General features: G+C 72.8%; 14 protein-coding genes. 13 read left to right on the top strand and 1 reads right to left on the bottom strand.

Features of this window, described 5'->3' with window-relative positions:
• The first annotated feature begins 37 nt into the window (after window positions 1–37).
• The 13 genes from AQI95_RS37725 (at window position 38) to AQI95_RS37665 (ending at window position 17,467) form a co-directional block, all read left to right on the top strand.
• Window positions 38–1,249 carry an ROK family transcriptional regulator gene (locus AQI95_RS37725; protein ID WP_067134894.1) on the top strand — a complete coding sequence of 404 codons (1,212 nt, stop codon included), beginning with the start codon at window positions 38–40 and terminating at the stop codon, window positions 1,247–1,249.
• 52 nt (window positions 1,250–1,301) lie between these two features.
• Window positions 1,302–2,648 (top strand): ABC transporter substrate-binding protein, encoded by a 1,347-nt coding sequence (locus tag AQI95_RS37720; RefSeq protein ID WP_079071789.1) that lies wholly within the window; start codon window positions 1,302–1,304, stop codon window positions 2,646–2,648.
• 3 nt (window positions 2,649–2,651) lie between these two features.
• Window positions 2,652–3,593 (top strand): carbohydrate ABC transporter permease, encoded by a 942-nt coding sequence (locus AQI95_RS37715; RefSeq protein ID WP_067134892.1) that lies wholly within the window; start codon window positions 2,652–2,654, stop codon window positions 3,591–3,593.
• Between the two features lie 4 nt (window positions 3,594–3,597).
• Window positions 3,598–4,491 (top strand): carbohydrate ABC transporter permease, encoded by an 894-nt coding sequence (locus tag AQI95_RS37710; protein WP_067134884.1) that lies wholly within the window; start codon window positions 3,598–3,600, stop codon window positions 4,489–4,491.
• A 7-nt stretch (window positions 4,492–4,498) separates the two neighbouring features.
• Window positions 4,499–5,764: a 6-phospho-beta-glucosidase gene (locus AQI95_RS37705; RefSeq protein WP_067134882.1), complete on the top strand. Its 1,266-nt coding sequence runs from the start codon at window positions 4,499–4,501 to the stop codon at window positions 5,762–5,764.
• Window positions 5,755–6,738 (top strand): N-acetylglucosamine kinase, encoded by a 984-nt coding sequence (locus AQI95_RS37700; RefSeq protein ID WP_067134880.1) that lies wholly within the window; start codon window positions 5,755–5,757, stop codon window positions 6,736–6,738. The genes AQI95_RS37705 and AQI95_RS37700 overlap by 10 nt, the downstream gene beginning before the upstream one ends.
• 270 nt (window positions 6,739–7,008) lie before the next feature.
• On the top strand, window positions 7,009–8,394 hold the full coding sequence (locus tag AQI95_RS37695) for a hypothetical protein (RefSeq protein ID WP_425264955.1): 1,386 nt from the start codon (window positions 7,009–7,011) through the stop codon (window positions 8,392–8,394).
• A 14-nt stretch (window positions 8,395–8,408) separates the two neighbouring features.
• Window positions 8,409–9,446: a glutamate ABC transporter substrate-binding protein gene (locus AQI95_RS37690; protein ID WP_067134878.1), complete on the top strand. Its 1,038-nt coding sequence runs from the start codon at window positions 8,409–8,411 to the stop codon at window positions 9,444–9,446.
• A gap of 41 nt (window positions 9,447–9,487) precedes the next feature.
• Window positions 9,488–10,762, top strand: a complete 1,275-nt coding sequence (locus tag AQI95_RS37685; RefSeq protein ID WP_067134877.1) for a coiled-coil domain-containing protein — start codon at window positions 9,488–9,490, stop codon at window positions 10,760–10,762.
• Window positions 10,759–13,236, top strand: coding sequence for a serine/threonine-protein kinase (locus AQI95_RS37680; protein WP_067134875.1), 2,478 nt, complete (start codon window positions 10,759–10,761; stop codon window positions 13,234–13,236). Before AQI95_RS37685 ends, AQI95_RS37680 begins: the two co-directional genes overlap by 4 nt.
• 3 nt (window positions 13,237–13,239) lie before the next feature.
• Window positions 13,240–14,508, top strand: a complete 1,269-nt coding sequence (locus AQI95_RS37675; protein ID WP_067134873.1) for a PP2C family protein-serine/threonine phosphatase — start codon at window positions 13,240–13,242, stop codon at window positions 14,506–14,508.
• Window positions 14,509–14,587: 79 nt separating this feature from the next.
• Entirely contained in the window at window positions 14,588–15,928 is a 1,341-nt protein-coding gene (locus AQI95_RS37670) for a vWA domain-containing protein (RefSeq protein WP_067134871.1), read from the top strand.
• A 33-nt stretch (window positions 15,929–15,961) separates the two neighbouring features.
• Entirely contained in the window at window positions 15,962–17,467 is a 1,506-nt protein-coding gene (locus tag AQI95_RS37665; protein ID WP_067134869.1) for an FHA domain-containing protein, read from the top strand.
• Window positions 17,468–17,506: 39 nt separating this feature from the next.
• On the opposite strand, the gene AQI95_RS37660 is transcribed toward AQI95_RS37665, so the two are convergent.
• Window positions 17,507–18,484: a methyltransferase domain-containing protein gene (locus AQI95_RS37660; RefSeq protein WP_067134867.1), complete on the bottom strand. Its 978-nt coding sequence runs from the start codon at window positions 18,482–18,484 to the stop codon at window positions 17,507–17,509.
• Window positions 18,485–18,538: the final 54 nt, after the last annotated feature.

Genomic DNA, 18,538 nt, shown 5'->3' with positions numbered 1-18,538 from the left:
GGGAAGCTGGACGGCTGGAGAGGCAGGTGTCGACCCCATGGCAGGAACCGCCGGTACGCCGGGCACCCCGCGCGTGCTGCGCGCCATGAACGACCGCGCCGCCCTGGACCTCCTGCTGGAGCACGGGCCGCTGTCGCGCACCCGGATCGGCAAGCTCACCGGCCTGTCCAAGCCCACCGCCTCGCAGCTGCTGGCCCGCCTGGAGGCGGCAGGCCTGGTCCGGGTCACGGGGACCAGCGAGGGCCGGCCGGGCCCCAACGCCCAGCTGTACGCCGTCAACCCGCATGCCGCGTACGCCGCCGGCCTCGACGTCGCCCCGCACCGCATCCGCGCCGCCGTCGCCGACATCGCCGGCCGCACGGTCGGCGAGTACGAACTGCCCACACCCGGGCGGCATCCCGCGCAACCCGTCGTCCAGCAGGTCACCGACGCGCTCGACGGCGCCCTGAAGGCCGCCGGGCTCGCCCGGTCCGACGTGCACCGGCTGGCCATCGGCACCCCGGGCGCCTTCGACCCCACCACCGGCCGGCTGCGCTACGCCTCCCACCTCCCCGGCTGGCACTCCCCGAGCCTGCTCGACGAACTCGCCGCCGCCCTGCCGATGCCGGTGGAGTACGAGAACGACGTCAACCTCGTCGCCCTCGCCGAACAACGGCTCGGCGCCGCACGCGGCCACGGGGACTTCGTGCTCCTGTGGAACCAGGAGGGCCTCGGCGCCGCCCTGGTCCTCGGCGGCCGACTGCACCGGGGCTGGACCGGCGGCGCCGGCGAGGTCGGCTTCCTGCCGGTGCCGGGCACCCCGCTGGTACGGCAGGTGACCAAGGCCAACAGCGGCGGCTACCAGGAGCTGGCCGGCTCCCAGGCCGTACCGAAGCTGGCGCGCGAACTCGGCATCGAGGACGTGCCGCCGGGGCCGTACGCAGAGGCCGCCGCCGAGCTCGTGGCCCGTGCCGCCGACCACACCCGCGGCCCCTACCGGGAGCTGCTGCGGACCTACGCCACCCGGCTCGCCACCGGTCTCGCCTCGCTCGTCTCCGTCCTCGACCCCGAACTCGTCGTCCTCAGCGGCTCCGCGCTGACGGCCGGCGGCGAGCGGCTGCGCGCCCTCGTCGCGGCCGAGCTGGAGGAGCTGGCCGCGGCCCGCCCCCGGCTGGTCGTCGGCGATGTCCACGAACACCCCGTTCTGCGCGGCGCGTTGGAGTCCGCGCTCGTCACCACCCGCGACGAGGTCTTCGACACCTCGCGCTAGAGCGCCCCCGGTTCACCGAAGTCACCGCCCCATCCCCCTGGGAGACCTCGCCATGCCCACAGCCATACCCGAAGTCGCGCGAAAAGCGGCATTTGCCCTGACTGCCTCCGCCGTGCTCCTGGCGGCCGCCGCCTGCACCGGGCAGTCCGGCTCCGGTGCCACGGACGACCCGTCGAAGGACACGACGATCAACTTCTGGCACGCCTGGAGCGCGCCGAACGAGGTCCAGGCCGTCAAGTCGCTGATCGCCGGCTTCGAGAAGGCGCACCCCAACATCCATGTGAACGTCGTCGGCAACATGACCGACGACAAGATCAATCAGGCGCTGCGGTCGGGGGGCGACAAGGCGCCGGACGTGATCTCCTCCTTCACCACCAACAACGTGGGCAAGTTCTGCTCCTCGGGCGCGCTGATCGACCTCAACCCCTTCTTCAAGAAGTCCGGGATCGATCCGTCCACGACCTTCCCGAAGCCCATGAACGAGTACACCCAGTTCGACGGCAACCGCTGCACGGCGCCGCTGCTCGGTGACGCGTACGGGCTCTACTACAACAAGACGGCGTTCAAGAAGGCCGGCATCACCGATCCGCCGAAGACCTGGTCCGAGTTCGAGGCCGACGCCAAGAAGCTCACCGTTCCCGACGGGGACTCCTACAAGCAGCTCGGGTTCATGCCGAACTACCACGGCTGGGAGACCACCACCGAGCACTACTTCGGCCAGTTCTCGCCGACGTACTTCGACAAGAGCGGCAAGTCCGACCTGGCCAAGGACCCGGCCTTCGAGAAGGGGTTCAGCCTGCAGAAGCGGCTCGTGGACGAGCTGGGCGGATTCCAGAAGCTGGAGAAGTTCCGCTCGACGCTCGGTGACGAGTGGGGCCCCAAGCACCCCTTCCACACCGGTCAGGTCGCCATGCAGCTCGACGGCGAGTGGCGGCTCGGGATGGCGCTGGCCGCCAAGCCGAAGTTCGACATCGGCGTCGCCCCGCTGCCCGTCCCCGACGACCAGGTGGCCCAGTACGGCAAGGGCTACATCACCGGCACCATCGCGGGCATCGCCGCCACCAGCCACAAGCGGAACGCGGCCTGGGAGCTGGTGAAGTACATGACCACGAACACGGACGCGGTGGTCGGCTTCTCCAACGACCTGCACAACGTGCCGTCCACGTTCGCCGCCCTGAAGTCCCCGAAGCTGAAGTACGACCCCCGCTTCAAGACGTTCCTGGACATCGCGTCCAACCCGAACTCCACCACCACACCCGCCTCGGTCAACGGCGGTGTGTACCTGGTGACGATCCAGCAGCTCGGCTTCGACTACGAGAGCGGCAAGGTCACCGATCTGAAGTCCGGCCTGAAGACGACGGCCGCACAGATCGACACGGACATCGCGCAGGCGAAGTAGCCGATGAGTACGGTCACTCTGGCGTCGAAGCGCCGCCAGTCGGCGCTTCGCACGATCGCCTTCATGTCGCCCTGGTTGATCGGCTTCGCGGTCTTCTTCGCGTACCCGCTGATCTCGACGGTCTACTTCTCCTTCATGCACTACGACGGCTTCAGACCGCCGACGTGGAGCGGGGGCAAGAACTGGACCTATGTCTTCGAGCACTACCCGCTGTTCTGGCCGGCCCTGCGCAACACGCTCTGGCTGGTCCTGGTGATGGTGACCCTGCGGGTGGTCTTCGGGCTCGGCATCGGCCTGCTGATCACCAAGATCAAGACGGGCACGGGGGTGTTCCGCACCCTGTTCTACCTGCCGTACCTCGCCCCGCCGGTCGCCGCGACCATGGCCTTCGCCTTCCTGCTCAACCCCGGCACGGGCCCGGTCAACTCGATCCTGGAGAAGATCGGCGTACCGGCGCCGGGCTGGTTCAACGACCCGGCCTGGTCCAAGCCGGCGCTCACCCTGCTGGCGCTGTGGGGCATCGGCGACCTGATGGTCATCTTCATGGCCGCGCTGCTGGACGTGCCCACCGAGCAGTACGAGGCGGCCGAGCTGGACGGCGCCTCGGCGTGGCAGCGCTTCCGGTACGTCACGCTGCCCAACATCTCGCCGATCGTGATGTTCGCCGTCGTCACCGGTGTCATCCAGACGATGCAGTACTACACGCAGCCGCTGATCGCGGGGAAGGTCGCCTCGGGCGTGATCCAGGGCGCGGGCACCCAGTTCGAGCCCGGCTACCCCGACAAGTCCACGCTCACCCTCCCCCAGCTCGTCTACAACCTCGGTTTCCAGCGCTTCGACTACGGCTCCGCGTGTGTCGTCGCCCTCGTCCTCTTCGCCCTGTCGATGGCGTTCACCGGGTTCCTGATGCGGCGCCGGGGCGGTCTCATCCAGGCAGGTGACTGAGAGCATGACCCAAGTACTGGACAAGCCGGTCGGGCTGACGCCGCAGGTGTCCGGGGCCGAGCGCACCGCCCGTCGCAGGGCGCTCCTCGAATGGATCGCGATCCACTCCCTCGGGGTCGCCGCCGCCCTGTTCTTCACCCTGCCCTTCGTGTTCGTCTTCCTGACCTCGCTGATGAGCGACACCCAGGCGCTCAGCCGCGATCTCGTCCCGCACACCTGGGAATGGGGCAACTACCAGAAGGTCTTCGACACTCCGGGGTTTCTGACCTGGTGGAAGAACACGCTGATCTACGCCGGCCTGGGCACCGTGCTCACCGTCGTCTCCTCGATCCCGGTGGCGTACGCCCTCGCCAAGTTCCGCTTCCGGGGCCGCAACCTGTCGCTCATGCTGGTGATCTCGATGATGATGCTGCCGCCGCAGGTGATCATCATCCCGATGTACCTGTTCTGGGCGAAGCAGCTGGACCTGTCCGGCACGCTGTGGCCGCTGATCATCCCGATGGCGTTCGGTGACGCGTTCTCCATCTTCCTGCTGCGCCAGTTCCTGATGACGATCCCGAACGAGTATCTGGACGCGGCGAAGGTGGACGGCTGCGGGGATCTCAGGACCCTGCTGCGGGTGGTCCTGCCGATGGCGAAGCCCGGCATCGCCGCCGTGGCCCTCTTCCAGTTCTTCTACGCCTGGAACGACTACTTCGGCCCCCAGATCTACGCCTCGGAGAACCCCGGCGCCTGGACCCTGTCCTACGGCCTGGAGTCCTTCAAGGGCGCCCACCACACCGACTGGAACCTCACGATGGCCGCGACGGTGCTGGTCATGGCCCCCGTCATCCTCGTGTTCTTCTTCGCCCAGAAGGCGTTCGTCGAAGGCGTCACGCTCACCGGAGTAAAGGGTTGATCCGCATATGAAACTCACCGTGGTCGGCGGAGGCTCGACCTACACCCCCGAACTCATCGACGGCTTCGCACGCCTCAGGGACACCCTGCCCATCGAGGAACTCGTGCTCGTGGACCCGGCCGCCGAGCGCCTGGAGCTGGTGGGCGGCCTCGCCCGCCGGATCTTCGCCAAGCAGGAGCACCCCGGCCGGATCGTCACCACCGCCGACCTGGACGCGGGGGTCGACGGCGCCGACGCCGTCCTGCTGCAGCTGCGCGTCGGCGGCCAGGCGGCCCGTGAGCAGGACGAGACGTGGCCGCTGGAGTGCGGCTGCGTCGGCCAGGAGACCACCGGCGCGGGCGGCCTGGCCAAGGCGCTGCGCACGGTGCCGGTCGTCCTCGACATCGCCGAACGGGTCCGCCGGGCCAACCCGCGCGCCTGGATCATCGACTTCACCAACCCGGTCGGCATCGTCACCCGTGCCCTGCTCCAGGCCGGGCACCGCGCGGTCGGGCTGTGCAACGTGGCGATCGGCTTCCAGCGGAAGTTCGCGGGCCTGCTGGGCGTGGCCCCGGCGGACGTCCATCTCGGGCACGTGGGTCTCAACCACCTCACCTGGGAGACGGGTGTACGGCTGGGCGGCCCGGAGGGCGAGAACGTACTGCCGAAGCTGCTGGCCGAGCACGGCGACGCGATCGCCGGGGACCTCCGTCTGCCCCGCCCCCTCCTGGACCGCCTGGGCGTGGTCCCCTCCTACTACCTGCGCTACTACTACGCCCATGACGAGGTCGTGCGGGAACTGCGCACCAAGCCGTCCCGGGCGGCCGAAGTCGCCGCCATGGAGCGGGAGTTGCTGACGATGTACGGCGACCCGGCCCTGGCCGAGAAGCCCGCGCTGCTCGCCAAGCGCGGCGGCGCCTACTACTCCGAGGCGGCCGTCGACCTCGCGGCGGCGCTGCTGGGCGCAGGAGGCAGCCCGTACCAGGTGGTGAACGCGGTCAACCGGGGCACGCTGCCCTTCCTCCCGGACGACGCGGTGATCGAGGTCCAGGCCGCGGTCGGCCCGAACGGCCCGGTTCCGCTGCCGGTCCCGGAGCTGGACCCGCTGTTCGCCGGTCTCGTCGCGGGCGTGACGGCGTACGAGGAGCTGGCCCTGGAGGCGGCCCTGCGCGGTGGCCGCGACCGCGTCTTCCGCGCCCTGCTCGCCCACCCGCTGATCGGCCAGTACGCCTACGCCGACACCCTCACCGACCAGCTGATCGCACACAACCGGGAGCACCTCGCGTGGGCCTGACCGCAGTTGAATCCGGCAGTGTTCTCGCCATCGACGCGGGCAACAGCAAGACCGACGTGGCCGTGGTCACCGCCGCCGGACAGGTGCTGGCCACGGCCCGCGGCGGCGGCTTCCGCCCGCCCGCGGTGGGGGTGGCGGCGGCGGTGGACGCGCTGGCCGAACCGGTCGCGCGCGCCTTCGCCGACGCGTCCGTCACCTCCGTCTCCCATGTCTCGGCCTGCCTGGCCAACGCCGATCTCCCCGTCGAGGAGGAGCAATTGGCGACGGCGATCGAGGCGCGCGGCTGGGGCGCCTCGGTGACGGTCCGCAACGACACCTTCGCCATCCTGCGGGCGGGCGTCGCCGAGCCGCGCGGCGTGGCCGTGGTGTGCGGGGCGGGCATCAACTGCGTCGGCATGCGGCCCGACGGCCGTACCGCGCGCTTCCCGGCCATCGGCCGTATCTCCGGTGACTGGGGCGGGGGTTGGGGCCTGTCCGAGGAGGCGCTGTGGTTCGCGGCCCGCGGTGAGGACGGCCGGGGCGAGCCGACGGCGCTGTCCCGCACGCTCCCGGGCCATTTCGGCCTGCCCACCATGTACGCGCTCATCGAGGCGCTGCATCTGGAGCATGTCGACCACGACCGCCGCCACGAGCTGACCCCGGTCCTGTTCGCCACGGCCGACGAGGGCGATCCGGCGGCCCGTGCGATCGTCGCCCGCCTCGCGGAGGAGGTGACGGTGATGGCCACGGTGGCGCTGACCCGCCTGGACCTGCTCGACGAGGAGACACCGGTGCTGCTCGGCGGCAGCGTTCTGACGGCCGGCCACGCCCTGCTGAACGACGCCGTCCGCGACCGGCTGGCCGCCCGCGCCCCGAAGGCCGACGTCCGCCTGGTGACGGCGAGCCCGGTCCTCGGCGCAGCCCTGCTGGGCCTGGACCGGCTGGGCGCGGGGACACCCGCGCGGGAGCGGGCGCGGGGGTACTGGGAGGGGTAGCGCTCCACCGGGCGGGCCGCGCCGGGCCGCGCCCCCGCGCCTCCTGCGCCCCTTCCTGCACCCCGCCGCACCCCACTGCGCCCCCGGGGAACCGAACAGTTGCGCAGGGCGTATTCATGTGAGGCGCACACTGCGATCCAATCAAGATCCAGTGAAGGCCGATGCGCATATCGGTGCCTGCCGCGATACTGGGCCGCGACAGCAGACCCTGGGGGAGGTCGAGTGACACACCCGCCCAAGAGCGCGGCGCCGCCGGCGGCGGGTTCCGGCATGCCCGCCGCCCCCGGCATCCCCGCACAGCCCACCCGGCCGCTCCCGGCGGGATCGCCCGCGCCGTCCGCCCGGCGGACCGCCTTCGCCGAGGGGGTCGACCGGCTGCGGGCCACGGCGACCACCGAGCCGGGCCGGCTGCGGATCATCGGGGCCGTACTGGCGCTGCTGGTCGTGGCGTTCGGCGCGGCCACCGCCTGGCAGGCCAGTGAGCGGGCGGCCGCCGCCGACGACGTGCTGCACCGCAGCCAGCCGCTCAGCTCGGGCGCGGCCGACATCTACCGGTCGCTGGCGGACGCCAACACGGCCGCCTCCAGCGGGTTTCTGGCCGGCGGGCAGGAGAGCGCGGGCTCGCGCGACCGCTACGAGAACGACATCCACGCGGCCGCCGCGGGGCTCGTCACGGCCGCCACGAACGCCGACCCGGGCTCGGCCTCCGAGAAGACGATCGCCGAGCTGAACACGCTGCTGCCCGAGTACAAGGGGCTCATCGAGCGGGCCCGGACCTACAACCGGCAGGGCTATCCGGTCGGCGGCGCGTATCTGCGCTACGCCAACGAGAAGATGCAGACGGAAATGCTCCCGGCGGCGGAGGATCTCTACACCAAGGAGAACCAGCGCCTCGACGCCGACTACGGCGACGCCACTCCGTACCCGTGGATCGCGATCGCGCTCGGCGTGCTCGCGCTGGCCGCGCTCGGCTGGGCCCAGCGGCGCACGTACCGGCACACCAACCGCGTTCTCAACCACGGCCTGGTCGCCGCCTCCACCGCCACGACCGTCGCCCTGCTGTGGCTGGTCGTCGGGCACGCGGTGGCCCGCGCGGAGCTGACCGGCTCCTACGACCACGGCATCCGCTCGCTGACCGTGCTGCACGACGCCCGGATCGCCTCCCTGAAGGCACGCGGGAACGAGAACCTGAGCCTGGTGGCGCGCGGCGCCGAGACCATCACGGTCGACGGCAAGCCGTACGACGCCTACTACTACGCCTTCGACCAGGACATGACCGCCCTCGGCAAGGGCCTGACCCGGGCGGGGCGGCTCGCCGACGACCAGGGCGGCCGTACACCGGTGAAGGCGGCCGAGTCGAACATGGCGGTGTGGAAGCAGCGCCACACCTCCGCCCGCACCGAGGACGAGGACGGCAACTACCAGCAGGCGCTGGACAAGGTCATCGGCGCCAAGGGCGCCACCGGCGAGTGCTTCGACGGCGTCGACAGCAGTCTCGCCCGGGCCATCGACCACGAGCAGGCCGAGTTCCAGCGGGCCGCCGGTGACGGACGGGACGCCATGACCGGGCTGCCGGTGGGCGCGGCCGTGCTCGCGGCGCTCGGCGCGGGCGGCGCGCTGCTCGGCGTCGGACGCAGACTTTCGGAGTACCGGTGACAGGAGGCATCACGATGTACGCGGCACGTGTACGAGCCTCCCTGCGAGGCTGGGGCGGGGTCGGCGCGATGGCGGCGCTGTGCGCGCTGGCGCTGGCGTTCGTCCTGCTGCTGCCGTGCACCCAGGCGCCCCCGGCCGGGCACGACGGCGGGCGGGCCGGGCAGCAGACGGCGACCGGCAGCCAGGCGCGCGCGGAGGACTGCAAGGACTCCGAGGCGCAGAACCGGACCCTGTCCCCGTCCGACGCGGACGGGCCGACGATCGACGCGATCAAGTCCCGTACGGGCGCCAAGCGCAAGCTGATCGTCGGCGTCGACCAGAACAGCTACCGCTGGGGCTACCGCAATCCGAACACCGAGGGCACGGAGCTGGAGGGCTTCGACATCGACCTGGTGCACCGGATCGCGCAGGACATCCTCGGCGACCCGGACGCGGTGCAGTTCAAGGCGATCCCGACCAGCCAGCGGATCTCCGCGATCCAGGACGGGCGGGTGGACATGGTCGTACGGACCATGACGATCACCTGCGAGCGGCTGTCCCAGGTCGCGTTCTCGGCGCCGTACTTCAAGACGGGCCAGCAGGTCCTCGCGCCGAAGTCGTCGTCCATCACCGGCTACAACGACACCCTGGCCCACAAGAGGCTGTGCACGGCGGCCGGTTCGACGGCGTACACCAAACTGGACGCCGACCGCAAGGGCGGTGGACTGCCCGCCTCCGCGGACATCTCCACCACCGTCCCGAACCAGCTGGACTGCCTGGTCAGGCTGCAACTCGGCGAGGTGGACGCGGTGGTGACCGACGGCGCGCTCGCGGCCAGCCAGGCCGCGCAGGACCCGACCGTGGAGCTGAAGGGCGAGCCGTTCACGGCCGAGTACTACGGCGTGGCGATGAAGAAGGACGCCTCCGATCTGGTACGCCGGGTCAATCGCGTTCTGGTGGACTACCGCGCGAACGGCTGGCAGGCGTCGTACGACCGGTGGCTGTCGGCGACACTGGGAAAGGACCCCGGCCCGTCGAAGCCGCCCGCACCGCAGTACCTGCGGACGAGTTGAGCCGCATCCGACCGGAAGACACAAGCAGCGAGAGGTGATCGATGGGCGTCACGGACCCCGCCGGGCCGGTGATGGACCGGGACGAGGTGGACCGTGCGCTGGCGCGGCGCGGCCAGGAGCACGAGGCGATCGAGACCTCGCTGCTGGCGCTGCAGGACCACGCGGGCCGCAGACTCCTCGAGGGCGCCCGGCTGACCGGAGTCACCCACGAGCGCTGGCAGGCCACGGAAGCGCGGATCACCCTGTTGTGGGGGTACTTCGACGCCTACGCGGCCGCGCTGCGCTGCGCCCACGAGATCCGCGGCCGGCGCCGCTGGTCCAGCCGCGAGGACCTGGTGGAGCTGACCGGGCTGCTGCGCGGCGAGTCGGTGACCGTGGCCGGCGGCGACCGGCTCAGCGAGTCCTTCTCGCTGGCCGCGCTGGTGGACCGGATGAACGAGCTGTACGCGTCGAGCCTGGACCTGGTCGTCGCCGCCGACGCGGTGTGGTCGGCGCTGCCCGCGCGGATCGATTTACTCGCCGCGGAACTCCAGCGCACCCGGGGGCTCGCGCACTCCGTCGGCGTACGCCCCGGCGAGCATCCGGCGGGCGACGACCTGGAGCGGATCACGCGCACGCTGACCCGGCTGCGCGAGGACGTCGTCTGCGACCCGCTCGCCTTCTGGGTGCCGACCCCGGGCAGTTCGGCGCCCGGCGGCGGCCGTCCGGACACCACGGTGTACGACCGTGAGGCGCGCGCCCTGGAGGACGTGCGCCGGGAGATCGACGCCGTGCTGACGGTCCGGCAGGACGCGGAGGCGCGGCTGATCCGGCTGCGGGACGTGCTCTCGCGCGCCGACCGCACCCTCGCCGAGGCCCGTACCGCCCGCGGCGAGGTGCTGGCGAAGATCGCCGCGACGGAGGTGCCGGTGGTCAGCGGCCCGCCGACCGCGCTGCAGGAGCAGCTGACCGCGGCGGCCGAGTACCGCAGGCAGGCGCAGTGGCACCGGCTCTCCCCGCTGCTGGAGTCGCTGGAGCAGAAGGCGGAGGACGAACTGCTGCGCGCCCGCGAGTCGTTGACCGCGGTCACCGCGCCGCTCGCGGTCCGTGCCGAGCTGCGCGGCCGGCTGGACGCGTACAAGGCGAAGGTGGCCCGGCTCGGGCTCGCCGAGGACCCGTTCCTGGTCGAGCGGTACGACGCGGCCCGACGGATGCTGTGGAGCGCGCCCTGCGATCTGCGGGTGGCCGAGCAGGCCGTGCTGCGCTACCAGCGGGCGGCGACCGAGCAGCTGGGCGGCGCAAGGGCGCCGCAGGACCGTGAGGGGGACCAGTCATGAGCCGGGCGGGGCAGAGCTGTCAGCGGCCGGGCTGCGAGGGGTCCTACGAGGACGTCGGCGGCGGTGAGCTGTACTGCGACACCTGCGGCCTCGCTCCGGTGGTGTCGCAGAACGGCATGGTCGGCTCCCCGCCCACCGGGCTGACCAAGGGCGCGGTGGACACCGGGAGTTCGGGCAGTTCGCGTGGTTCGCGCAGTGCGCGTACGTCCTCGCAGTCCTCGAAGTCGCGCCGCTCGGTGTCGGGGCGGCTCTCACGGTCCGTGTCGGGCCGCTCCACCGGGCGTTCGGTGTCGGTGCGCAGCTCCGGCTCCTCCTCCGGGGCGTCCTCGCGGGGCCGGCTCGGCGCCGGACTGGTGAACGTGCCGCAGGTGCCGCGGCCCGACCCGCGCGCGATGGTGCTGGAGAACCCGGAGGTGCCCGAGCGGAAGCGATTCTGCTCGCGCTCGGACTGCGGGGCGCCCGTCGGCCGGGCCCGCGGTGACCGGCCGGGCCGTACGGAGGGCTTCTGCACCAAGTGCGGGCACCCGTACTCGGTCGTGCCGAAGCTGCGGACCGGGGACGTGGTGCACGGCCAGTACGAGGTGGTCGGCTGTCTCGCGCACGGCGGGCTCGGCTGGATCTATCTCGCCGTGGACCGGGCCGTCTCCGACCGCTGGGTGGTGCTCAAGGGCCTGCTGGACACCGGCGACCAGGACGCGATGGCCGCCGCGATCTCCGAGCGGCGCTTCCTCGCGGAGATCGAGCACGCCAACATCGTCCGGATCTACAACTTCGTCGAGCACCTCGACCAGCGCACCGGCTCCCTCGACGGCTACATCGTCATGGAGTACGTCGGCGGCAAGTCCCTGAAGGAGATCGCCAACGCCCGCCGCACGTCCGAGGGTCGGCGCGATCCGCTGCCGGTGGAGCAGGCGTGCGCCTACGGCATCGAGGCGCTGGAGGCCCTCGGCCATCTGCACAGCCGCAATCTGCTGTACTGCGACTTCAAGGTCGACAACGCCATCCAGACCGAGGACCAGCTCAAGCTGATCGACATGGGCGCGGTGCGCCGCATGGACGACGACGAGTCCGCGATCTACGGCACGGTCGGCTACCAGGCGCCGGAGGTCGCCGAGGTCGGCCCCTCCGTGGCGAGCGACCTGTACACGGTGGGCCGTACGCTCGCGGTGCTCACCTTCGACTTCCAGGGCTACACGACCGCCTACGTCGACTCCCTGCCGGACCCGGAGACCATCGAGGTCTTCCGCCGCTACGAGTCCTTCTACCGGCTGCTCGTGCGCGCCACCGACCCCGACCCGGCCCGCAGGTTCGGCTCCGCGCAGGAGATGGCCGAGCAGCTGACCGGTGTGCTGCGCGAGGTGGTCTCGCTGCAGACCGGGCAGCCCCGGCCCGCGCTGTCCACGCTGTTCGGGCCCGAAGTACGGGTCATCGACCGGGAGTTGTTCCCACGGCTGGACGGCGACGTGTCCGTGCTGGGGGCGCGGGAGGTGCGCGGGGCCGCCCCCGCCGCCCCGGCGCTGCCGCCGTCCGCTCTCGTGCGGCCCGTCGACACCCCGGCCACCGCGCTCGCCCTGCCCGTCCCGCTGGTCGACCCGGGCGACCCCAACGCCGGTTTCCTGGCCGGTCTCATGACCTCCGCTCCGGCCGAGCTGCTCGGTGCCCTCGCCGCGGCGCCCGCGCAGACCGTGGAGACGCGGCTGCGGCAGATCCGCGCCCGGCTGGAGAGCGGCGAGACGCAGGCCTCGCTGAGGAGCCTGGCCGAGCTGGAGGAGGAGCGGCCCGACGACTGGCGGGTGGTGTGGTACCGGGGCGTGGCCGCCCTGGTCACCGGCGACTTCGAGGGCGCCGCGCTCGGCTTCGACGCGATCTACGACGCCTTCCCCGGGGAGGCCGCGCCGAAGCTGGCGCTCGGCCTGTGCGCGGAGGTGCTCGGCCAGCTGGACAACGCGGCCGAGTACTACCACCTGGTGTGGGCGACCGATCCCAGCTGTGTGAGCGCCGCTTTCGGACTGGCCCGGGTGCGGCTCGCGGCCGGGGACCGGCGCGGCGCGGTGCACACGCTGGAGTCGGTGCCGGAGTCCTCCATCCACTACACGGCCGCCCGGGTCGCCGCCGTTCGGGCACGGCTCAGACAGCGCACCTCGAGCACCGGTGACGTACCGTTCCTGGACGACCTGACGGCCGCCGCCGGGCAGGTCGAGGCCCTGGACGCGTACGGTCTGGATCCGGCACGACGCGAGCAGTTGTCGGCGGAAGTGCTCGGCTCGGCGCTGGACTGGATACTCTCCACAGGCCAGGGCACCCGGCCCGCCGCCGGCGATCGGGTGCTGCTGGGCAGCGGTCTGGACGAGCGGGGCCTCCGCTTCGGCCTGGAGCGCGCCTACCGCACGCTGGCCCGGCTGGCGCCCGGCGGCGAGGAGAGGATCGAACTGGTGGAACGGGCCAACCGTTACCGCCCCCGGACGTGGGTGTAGTTGATGTCGCAGAAGCCCCAGCAGGCCGCACAGGCGAAGTGCCCGAGCTGCGCGGAGCCCGTCGAGTCGGGTGACCTCTTCTGTGGAGCGTGCGGGTACGACCTCTCCGTCGTGCCCGCGCCCCCGCAGGACCGTCCGACGCCCACCATGAGCGGCTCCGCCGGGGACGGCGCGGACTGGCCCGACGCGGCGGAGTCGTCCGGCGGGGATCCGCAGGCGCAGGCGCCCGGCGCGCAGGAGCCGCCGCGGCCGGCCGGTTCCGGGGTGCGCTTCGACCGGCCCGAGCAGCCGGAGGAGTACCCGCTGCAGGCGCCCGATCCGCGCGTGGCCGAGAACGCCGCCGCACCCGAGGAGCCCGCGCAGGTGTGCGTGGCCTGCCGGGCGGGCCGGGTGGACAACGACGGCTACTGCGAGAACTGCGGGCACGCCCAGCCCCGCGAACGCGACCACATGGAGCGGGAGTCGGGCCCGGTGGCGGCCGTCAGCGACCGGGGCCTGCGCCACCACCGCAACGAGGACGCCTTCGCCGTCGGCCGCACCGCGCTGCCCGACGGCACCCCGGCCGTCCTCGCGATCGTCTGCGACGGCGTGTCCTCGGCGACCCGCCCCGACGACGCGTCGGCCGCCGCCGCCCAGTGCGCCGGTGACACGCTGCTGGCCGCCCTGCCGCGCGGCACGCACCCGCAGACGGCCATGCACGAGGCGATCGTCGCCGCCGCGCACGCCGTGAACGCGCTCGCCGAGGAACCCGCCACGGCCCGCGAGCACGCCCCGCACCAGAACGCCCCGGCGTGCACGATCGTCGGCACGGTGGTCGCCGCCGGCCTGCTGGTCGTCGGCTGGGTCGGTGACAGCCGTGTCTACTGGGTGCCGGACGACCGCAGCGCGCCCGCGGCCCGGCTGACCGAGGACGACTCCTGGGCCGCGCAGATGGTCGCCGCCGGCCTGATGAGCGAGGCCGAGGCGTACGCCGACGAGCGCGCCCACGCGATCACCGGCTGGCTCGGCGCGGACGCCTACGAACTGGAGCCGCACACCGCGTCCTTCAAGCCGGACCGCTCCGGAGTCGTGGTGGTGTGCACCGACGGCCTGTGGAACTACGCCGAGACGGCCGAGGAGATGGCCGAGGCCATGCCCGCGGACGCCGCCGAGCGCCCGCTGCACAGCGCCCGGGTGCTGGTGGGCCACGCCCTGGACGGCGGGGGCCACGACAACGTAACAGTGGCCGTCGTACCGTTCCCGGCACCGCCCGAGGGGGCAGGATCGGCCTGAGGCCGCGGGCCGGAGGGGACCGGTCTGTTCACAGCCGTGCCCTGTGTCAGCAGGGCCATCAAGGGGGATTTGAGTCTGTATGGCCAATTTCGCGAAGTCGCATGCGCCGCAGTTCTCGATGGACGTCTACCAGAACGAGTACCTGCCCGAAGGCGGCCGCGAGGTCAACGCGATCGTCACGGTGACGGCGACCGGCGGGGGCACGATCGGCAGCGCCGTGCCCCCGGCGCACCCGCAGGGCAGCGGCCCGTCCGCGGCCGTCGCGCTCATGGTCGACTGCTCCGGCTCCATGGACTATCCGCCGACCAAGATGCGCGGCGCCCGGGAGGCCACGGCCGCCGCCATCGACACCCTGCGCGACGGCACGCACTTCGCGGTGATCGGCGGCACGCATGTGGCGAGCGAGGTCTATCCGGGCGGCGGGCGGCTCGCGGTCGCCGACGCCGGCACCCGTGAGCAGGCCAAGCAGGCGCTGCGGCGGCTCAGCGCGGGCGGCGGGACGGCCATCGGCACCTGGCTGCGGCTCGCCGACCGGCTGCTGAACGCGGCGGACGTCACCATCCGGCACGGCATCCTGCTCACCGACGGCCGCAACGAACACGAGTCGCCGGAGGACCTGAAGGCGACGCTTCAGGCGTGTGCCGGGCGGTTCACCTGTGACGCGCGGGGCGTGGGCACCGACTGGGAAGTGAAAGAAGTCACAGGGATCGCCTCCGCGCTCCTCGGCACCGCCGACATCGTCGCCGACCCGGCCGGACTCACCGCCGACTTCGCGCGGATGATGGAGGCGGCGATGGGCAAGGAGGTCGCCGACGTCGCCCTGCGGGTGTGGACGCCGGTCGGTACGGCCATCCGCTTCATCAAGCAAGTGGCGCCCGCCGTCGAGGACTTGACCGCCCGCCGCACCGAGGCCGGGCCGCGCGCCGGGGACTATCCGACGGGCTCCTGGGGCGACGAGTCACGCGACTACCACCTGTGTCTGGAGGTCCCGCCGGCCGGTCTCGGCCAGGAGATGCTCGCCGCCCGGGTGTCCCTGGTCGTGCCGCAGGCGGACGGCTCCGTCCACAACCTCGGCACACAGGGCCTCGTACGGGCGGTGTGGACCGACGACATGACGGCCTCCACCTCGATCAGCCCCCAAGTCGCCCACTACACCGGGCAGGCCGAACTGGCACAAGCCATCCAACAAGGGCTCGACCTTCGCAAAGCGGGCGATTTCGATGGAGCAACGGCCAAACTGGGGCGCGCTGTTCAGCTCGCCAGTGCCTCCGGGAACGCCGATACTGCGAAACTGCTTGCGAAGGTGGTGGACGTGGTCGACGCCGCGACAGGTACTGTGCGGTTGAAGGCGAAGGTCGCAGAGGCGGACGAGATGACTCTGGAGACCCGGTCCACAAAGACTGTTCGTGTAAAGAAGTGACCCTGGAAGCGTAGGAGAAGGGGAAGCCCCGACATGCCGACCTGCCCGAACGGACACCAGTCGGGTTCCGACGACTGGTGCGAGGTCTGCGGTCACCGCATGGCCGGTGCCGTACCTCCGCCCCCGCCGCCGCCCCCGCCCGCGGGTGGCTACGGCTTCCCGCCCCCGCAGGGCGGTCCGGCCGGCGGCCGCCCGCCGGGCGCCCCGGTCCCGGAGCCGGAGCTGTGCCCGCAGTGCCGTACGCCCCGCGAGGGCGGCGCGCCCTTCTGCGAGGAGTGCCGGTGGAACTTCCTGACCAACACGGCCACTTCGTACACCCCGGCCGCGCCGCGTGCGCCGCAGCCGCGGTTCCAGCCGCCGAGCGCGACCTACGGCGGCGGTGACGGGTACGAGTACCAGGGCTCGCGGCCCTCGCAGATGAACCGGCCCGCCGAGCCGATCCCGTCCTTCGGCAGCGAGCCGTCGGGCCCGACGCCGTTCGGCGGCCCCTCCGGCCCGCCGACCTCCCCCGGCCCGTCCGGTCCGGGCGGCCCGTCCGGCCCGCCCGCGTTCGGTGGCGGCCCGGGCCAGGGACCGGGGCCCGCCGCCCCGGGCGGCCCCGGTGGTCCGTCCGTTCCGCCTGGCCCTTCCGGCTTCGGCGGCGGTCCGGCCGGTCCTTCCGGCTTCGGTGCCGGTCCCGGCCAGGGGCCCGGTCAAGGTCCTGGCCAGGGCCAGGTTCCCGGTGGTCCCGCCGGTCCCCCGCCCTTCGGCCGCGAGCCGTCCGGCCCCGGCGCGCCCGGCCCCGCCGGCTACGGCGCCGACCCCTCGCGTCCGGTCCCGCCGCCGCCCGGCCCGACCCCGCACGCCGGGACCGGTACCGGTCCCGGCGGCGCCCCGCAGGCCTACGCGCAGCCGGCTCCGCCCGCGTTCCCGGGCGAGGCCGGCCGGCCCCCGGTCGGCGGTCCGCCCGGCGGCCCCTCCTTCGGCGGCGGTGACGACGACTGGATGCTCTCCCCGCCGTCCTCCGCCGGCCCCTCCGGCCCCTCCGGTGGCTTCGGCGGCGGCCCGAACGGCGCTCCCGGCGGCTACGGCTACCCGCAGCCCGGCGCCACCCAGGCCCCGCCCCCGCCCGGCCCCGGCTTCCCGCAGCAGCGGGTCACCTGGACGGCGACCATCGGCCCGGACCGCGACTACTTCATGGCGATGATGCAGCGCTCGGGACCCGAGGCCGCGGGGCTGAACCTGCCCGCGTACTCGCCGGAGCAGCAGCGCACGCTCAGCGGCAACCAGCTCACCATCGGCCGCCGCCGGCACTCCACCGGCGACACCCCCGACATCGACCTGTCGGTGCCGCCGGAGGACCCGGGCGTCTCGCATCAGCACGCGGTGCTGGTGCAGCAGCCCGACGGCAGCTGGGCGGTCGTCGACCAGAACTCGACGAACGGCACCACGGTCAACATGTCCGAGGAACCGATCCAGCCGTTCGTGCCGGTTCCGCTGCAGGACGGCGACCGGGTGCACGTGGGCGCCTGGACGACGATCACCGTCCGCCGGGCCTGACGGACCGTCCGCCGGGCCTGCGCGGCACCCGGGAGGCGATCACGGCAGGGGCCAGGCGTACGGCCCCGCCGGCTCGTCCAGCCAGGCCCAGGTGTGTTCGCCGTCGACCGTGACGCCGTAGCGCTCGCGTTCCGGCCCGCCCTCGCGCTCCCACAGCGCGTAGGCGGCCCGCGGGTCGAGGGTGCCCCGGGTCAGCGCGAGCAGGAAGCGGAAGCCGTCCTGCTCGCGGGCCCGGCCCGGCAGCCCGGCGAGCGACACCCCCTTCGGCTCCGCCCTGCCCTCACCGCGCAGCGGCACGAAGTAGGCGGCCGTGGGCAGGAAGACACCCTCGGCGTGGGCCGCGTCCCGGACCGTGAGCGTGAGCAGGCCGGTGGCCAGCGGGGCCAGGATCCGGGCGCCGGGACGGCACTGGGCGAGCCAGGCGCGCGGGACCGTGGACAGCTCACAGGTGGCGATGATCCGGTCGAAGGGGGCGCGTTCGAGCACTCCGCGCGCGCCGTCGCCGGTGACGACGGCCGGGTGGCATCCGGCCGCGTCCAGATGCCGGCGGGCCGACTCGGTGATCTCCGGTTCCAGATCGACGGTGGTGACGAGGTCGTCGTCGCCGAGCCGGTGGGCGAGCAGGGCCGCGTTGTAGCCGGTGCCGGCGCCCACCTCAAGGACCCGGTCGCCGTCCGCGACGCGCAGCGCGACCAGCATCCGCGCCATCAGGGAGGGCTGGCTGCTGGAGGAGAGCAGCTCGCCGTCGCGCAGCCGGGTGGCGAGCGGCACGTCCGCGTAGGCGCCGCGCAGCCAGCGTTCGCGGGCCTCCCGGCCGGGGCTCTCGCCCCAGCGGCGCTCGGGGCCGCGCCGCCCGGCGACGTAGTAGTACGGCACGAACAGATGCCGGGGCACGGCCGCGAACGCCTCCCGCCACACCGGGTCGTCGGCGAAGGTCCCGTCGGCGTCGATCTCCCGCACCAGCGCGGCCCGCGCGACGGCGGCCAGGGCCTCGGTCCCGGTGTCGTAGGCACCCATACCCGCACCCATACCCATACCCATGGGTCCACGGTAGGGCCGGGCGGTCCCGTG

The organism is Streptomyces yokosukanensis, from assembly GCF_001514035.1.
GTDB classification, from domain to species: Bacteria; Actinomycetota; Actinomycetes; order Streptomycetales; family Streptomycetaceae; genus Streptomyces; species Streptomyces yokosukanensis.
This window is presented reverse-complemented; position numbering and strand designations above follow the sequence as displayed.